At 64.2% G+C, this 5,067-nt stretch carries 4 protein-coding genes; all 4 read right to left on the bottom strand.

Features of this window, described 5'->3' with window-relative positions; translation table 11 throughout:
* A partial coding sequence (fdhE, locus tag ACIPIA_RS10100) for a formate dehydrogenase accessory protein FdhE domain-containing protein (RefSeq protein ID WP_400509091.1) occupies positions 1-204 on the bottom strand: 204 nt, incomplete at its 3' end.
* 65 nt (positions 205-269) lie between these two features.
* Complete coding sequence (locus ACIPIA_RS10095; RefSeq protein ID WP_400509089.1) at positions 270-965, bottom strand: formate dehydrogenase subunit gamma; 696 nt, start codon at positions 963-965, stop codon at positions 270-272.
* The gene (gene fdxH / locus ACIPIA_RS10090; protein WP_400509087.1) at positions 949-1,869 is read right to left on the bottom strand and encodes a formate dehydrogenase subunit beta; all 921 of its coding nucleotides are present in this window, start codon (positions 1,867-1,869) and stop codon (positions 949-951) included. The genes ACIPIA_RS10095 and fdxH overlap by 17 nt, the downstream gene beginning before the upstream one ends.
* Positions 1,870-1,879: 10 nt before the next feature.
* Positions 1,880-4,963 carry a formate dehydrogenase-N subunit alpha gene (fdnG, locus tag ACIPIA_RS10085; RefSeq protein ID WP_400509085.1) on the bottom strand — a complete coding sequence of 1,028 codons (3,084 nt, stop codon included), beginning with the start codon at positions 4,961-4,963 and terminating at the stop codon, positions 1,880-1,882.
* Between the last annotated feature and the right edge of the window lie 104 nt (positions 4,964-5,067).

Below are 5,067 nucleotides of genomic sequence, written 5' to 3'. Positions count from 1 at the left end.
GCGTGCCAGCCGGTCCTGCACTTTGGACAGCTCGGACAGGAAGACGAGGTAGGCTTCGAGCTGATGTCCCGGCGCCAGCGCCGCGAAGCGTATCGCGCGCAGGCCGAACAGGCTCTCCGGATTCGGCAATCTGATGAAGGGCGGCTTGTCGCGTTCGGCGATGCCGACGTCTTCGAGGGCGGCGAAGCCCGGGTCCTCACTCATTCACAGTCCTCTCGAACCGCACGGGTCACGGGAGGCGGAGCGGCGCGAGCCGCCCCGCGAAGGTTCTATTCGGCCGGCCCGGCGCTGTGGCCGCGTGGCGGGGCCTGGCGTTCATCGATCACGCCCTCGCGGGCTTCCTGCCGCAGCCAGAGCCGGTGATGTCGGAACGCCCAGCCACCCGTGACCTTGCCTTCCGTCATCGCGCTGATCGTACCGCGCACGTAGAAGCCGGCATAGATATGGACGATGACGACAAGCAGCATCGCGATGGCTGCCAGCGCATGAATGATATGGCCGAAGCGCTGCTGCTCTATGGTGAAGCTCGCGCCGAAATATTCGTACCAGATCATGATGCCCGTCACGAACAGGACGATGATCAGGAGCGTCATCAGCCAGAAGACGATCTTCTGCGCGCCGTTGTACTTTCCGATCTCGGGCAGGTTTTCTTCTCGGCCCGACATCACCTCGCCGATATGGCGCATCCACTGCGTATCGACCTTCGCCCAGAAATTGTAGCGCACCATCTGGATGAACAGGACTGCAAAGCTCGCCAGCAGCACGACCCCGATCCAGGGGTGGATGGCGCGCGTGTTGGAGCCGCCCCCGAACAGGCTCGACAGGAAGAACAGCGCGGGATGGAACAGCGCCGCCCCGCTGATGGCGAGCAGGATCAGCGAGATCGCGGTGATCCAGTGATTGACGCGCACGCGGCCGGGATAGCGGTCGACGGTCGTGCGCTCCTCCTCACGCCTGACGGCCACGGGCAGCCTCCTCGTCGATCAGATGCTCGGCCTCGCGATCCTCCGCGCGGCTGACATCGTTGCGTCGCGCCACGATCCCGTGGACGAAGGCGAAGGTGGCGGCAAAGCCGATCGCCGCCATGCCGGCATATTTGGTCAGGCCCTTCCAGAGCTCGACCACTTGGCTGATCCGCGGGTTCTGCGGCAGGTTGGCGTAGAGCTGCGGCTGGTCCGCGTGGTGCAGCACATACATCACATGCGTGCCGCCGACGCCGGGCGGATCGTAGATGCCGGCGTTCTTGAAACCGCGCGACTTGAGGTCCGTCAGCCGCGTCTGCGCATAGTCCAGCATCGCCTGCTTGGTGCCGAACACGATCGCGCCGGTCGGGCAGGCCTTGGCACAGGCCGGCGCCTGGCCGACCGAGACCCGGTCCGAGCAGAGCGTGCATTTATAGGCCTTGTGATCGGCCTGGCTGATGCGCGGGATGTTGAAAGGGCAGCCTTTCACGCAATAGCCGCAGCCGATGCAGTTCTCCGAGACGAAGTCGACGATGCCGTTGTTGTACTGGACGATGGCGCCGGGGGAGGGACACGCCTTCAGGCAGCCCGGGTCGCCGCAATGCATGCAGCCATCCTTGCGGATCAACCATTCGAGGTTGCCGCTCTCCGGGTTCTCCCATTCGGTGAACCGCATCAGAGTCCAGCTATTCGGCGTCAGATCGTGCGGGTTGTCGTAGACGCCCCGGTTGATGCCGATCTCCTCGCGCAGGTTGTTCCACTCGAGGCACGCCGCCTGACACGCCTTGCAGCCGATGCACTTGGAGACGTCGATGAGCTTCGCCACTTCGAAGTCGTGGCGGACATCCGGCGGCCTGAACGTGGTCGCCGAGATGCGGGCGAAGTCCTGACTTTGCAATCCTGCCATCGGACCCTCCCTAGCTGACCGCCGGCCCGTTGGACGGCTCGACATTCACCAGGAACGCCTTGAACTCGGGCGTATCGGTGTTGGCGTCGCCGACGAACGGCGTGAGGCTGTTGGGGCCGAAGCCCTTCCTGGCCGCACCGGTGAAGCCCCAGTGGAGCGGGATGCCGACGACGTGGACGGTCTTGCCGTCGCAAATCAGCGGCTTGATGCGCTTGGTGACGACCGCCTTGGCATAGACCGAGCCTCGATTGGACGAGACCTTCACCCAGCCGCCCTTCTGGATGTTCTTCTCCGCGGCCAGCTGCTCGCTGATCTCGACGAAGAACTCCGGCTGCAGCACCGCATTGACCCAGACATGCTTCGTCCAGAAGTGGAAATGCTCGGTCAGGCGGTAGGAGGTCGCCGCATAGGGGAACTTGTCGGAGGTCCCGAGCGCGGCGAGGTCGTCCTTGAAGATGCGCGCGGCGGGGTTGCCGCGGATCTTGGGCGCCAGAACATTGGCGACCGGGCTTTCGAACGGCTCGTAATGGGCCGGGAAGGGGCCGTCCCGCATCAGTCCGCGGGCGAACAGGCGGGCCGAACCCTCGGGGTTCATGATGAACGGGCCGACATCGCGCGGCTTGGCATTCACCGCGATGTCCGGCACGTCGTAGCCGGTCCAGGCGGTGCCGTTCCACTCGATCAGCTTGCGTTTCGGGTCCCACGCCTTGCCGTCGAGATCGGCCGAAGCGCGGTTGTAGAGAATGCGCCGGTTGGCCGGCCAGGAGAAGGCCCAGTTCGAGTACGCTCCGGTATTGCCGGGGTCGTTGGTGTCGCGCCGGGCCATCATGTTGCCCCGCTCGGTCCAGCTGCCCGAATAGATCCAGCAGCCGCAGGCGGTCGAGCCGTCGTCGCGCAGCTGGCCGAAGGTGTCGACCTGCTTTCCCTTCTCGAGCAACACCTTGCTCGGGTCGGCCGGGTCGGTCACGGTCGAGACGACGTAGCCGTTGAGCTCCTTGCTGATCTCGTCAGGCTGCGGGTCCTGCGGATCGCGATAGGGCCAATGCAGGTTGACGACCGGGTCGGGAAGGGCGCCGCCCTCCTTCCGGTAGAGCTCGCGCAGGCGCAGATGCAGCTGCGCCATGATCCAGGTGTCGGTCTTCGCCTCGCCCGGAGGTTCCTGCCCCGGCCAATGCCATTGCAGCCAGCGGCCGGAGTTCACCAGCGAGCCCTCGTCCTCGGCGAAGCAGGTCGTCGGCAGCTCGAAGACCTCTGTCTGGATCGACTCGGGCTTCACGTCGTTATGGACGCCTTCGTCCTTCCAGAAGCGCGATGTCTCCGTCTGCAGCGGGTCCATCACCACCAGGAATTTCAGCTTCGACAGCGACGCCGTGATCTTGCCGCGGTTGGGCGCGGAAAGCAGCGGGTTGAAGCCCTGGCAGAAATAGCCGTTGACCTTGCCCTGATGCATCAGGTCCATGATGCGCAGGAGATCGTAGCCGGAGACGTCGAGCTTCGGTAGCCACTGATAGGCGAAGTCGTTCTCGGCCGTCGCGGCCTGCCCCCACATCGACTTCAGGAAGCTCACCATGAACTTCCCGTAGTTCTGCCAGTAGCTCATCTGGTTCGGCCGTAGCGGCTTGAAGCCGCGGGTCGACATATACGTCTTGAAATCGACCTCCCGATCCTTCGGGATCGCCAGATAGCCGGGGATCAGATCCGACATCAGGCCGATATCGGTGAGCCCCTGGATGTTGGAATGCCCGCGCAACGCATTCATGCCGCCGCCGCGCACGCCGATATTGCCGAGCAGAAGCTGCACCATCGCCATGGTGCGGATGTTCTGCGCGCCCTTGGAATGCTGCGTCCAGCCGAGCGCGTACATCGACGTCATCGTCTTGTCGCGCGCCGAGCACTCCGAGATCATCTTGCAGATCGCGAGGTACTTGTCCTTCGGCGTGCCGCAGATGCGCTCGACCATCTCCGGCGTATAGGCCGCCACGTGCTTCTTCAGGAGCTGGTAGACCGACCGGGGGTGCTGCAGCGTCTCGTCGACCTGGACATAGCCGTCCGGCCCGAGCTCGTATTCCCAGCTCGAGCGATCATAGTCGCGCTTGGCCTCGTCATAGCCGGTGAACAGACCGTCCTGATAGTCGAAGCCTTCCTTCACGAGATAGGGCGCGTTGGTGAAGGCGCGCACATAGTCGTGCTGGATCTTGTCGTTCTCGATGCAGTAGCGGATCACCCCGAGCAGGAAGGCGATGTCGGTGCCCTGCCGGATCGGCGCGTAGAAATCCGAGACCGACGCCGTGCGCGTAAAGCGCGGATCGACGACGATCAGCTTGGCGCCGCGCTGGGCCTTGGCCTCGGTGACCCATTTGAAGCCGCACGGATGCGCTTCGGCAGCGTTGCCGCCCATGACGATGATGAGGTCGGTGTTCTTGATGTCCGTCCAGGAGTTGGTCATCGCACCGCGACCGAATGTTGGGGCCAGACTGGCCACCGTCGGTCCGTGTCAAACACGCGCCTGGTTGTCGAACGCCAGAACTCCGAGGCTTCTCACGACCTTGTAGGTCAGGAAGGCCGTTTCGTTGGTGGTGGCCGAGGCGGCCAGGAAGCCGGTGGTCAGCCAGCGGTTGACCGTCGTGCCGTCCTGGTTCGTCGCGACGAAGTTCTTGTCGCGATCGTCCTTCATCAGCCGCGCGATGCGGTCGAGCGCCTCGCCCCAGCTGATCTGCTTGAACTCGCGCTGGCCCGGCCCGCGATACTGCGGGACCTTGGTACGGGTTTCCGAGTGGACGAAGTCGAGCAGGGCGGAGCCCTTCGGGCACAGCGTGCCGCGATTGGTCGGGTGGTCCGGGTCGCCCTCGATATGGATGATCGCAGGGTGAGCGTTCTTGGACTTGTCGCCGAGGCTGTACATGATCACGCCGCAGGCGACGGAGCAGTACGGACAGGTATTTCGCGTTTCCGTGGTGCGCGCCAGCTTGAAGGGCCGCACGGCCTGGGCAAGTGCCTCCTCGGCACCCCCGAACCCCAGCGCGGCGACGGCAGAACCGCCCAGACCCGCGCCTGCGGCTTTCAGGAACTGGCGGCGCGAGAGCTCATGCAGCATCTCAACCTCCCAGGTGAACAAGAGAGTCTTGTTCCTGTTTAGAATAGTGAAACTCTGTCCCGGGGGCGTCAAGCTGCCGTTCCGTTAGGCAAACTGCCACCATC

The sequence above is a fragment of the Allobosea sp. CER48 genome, assembly GCF_044752385.1.
In the GTDB taxonomy this organism is placed as follows: Bacteria; Pseudomonadota; Alphaproteobacteria; order Rhizobiales; family Beijerinckiaceae; genus Allobosea.
This window is presented reverse-complemented; position numbering and strand designations above follow the sequence as displayed.

Bases quoted from the DNA above. Each gene is read 5' to 3' on its own strand.
- fdxH (WP_400509087.1), bottom strand. From the start codon at position 1,869: ATGGCAGGATTGCAAAGTCAGGACTTCGCCCGCATCTCGGCGACCACG.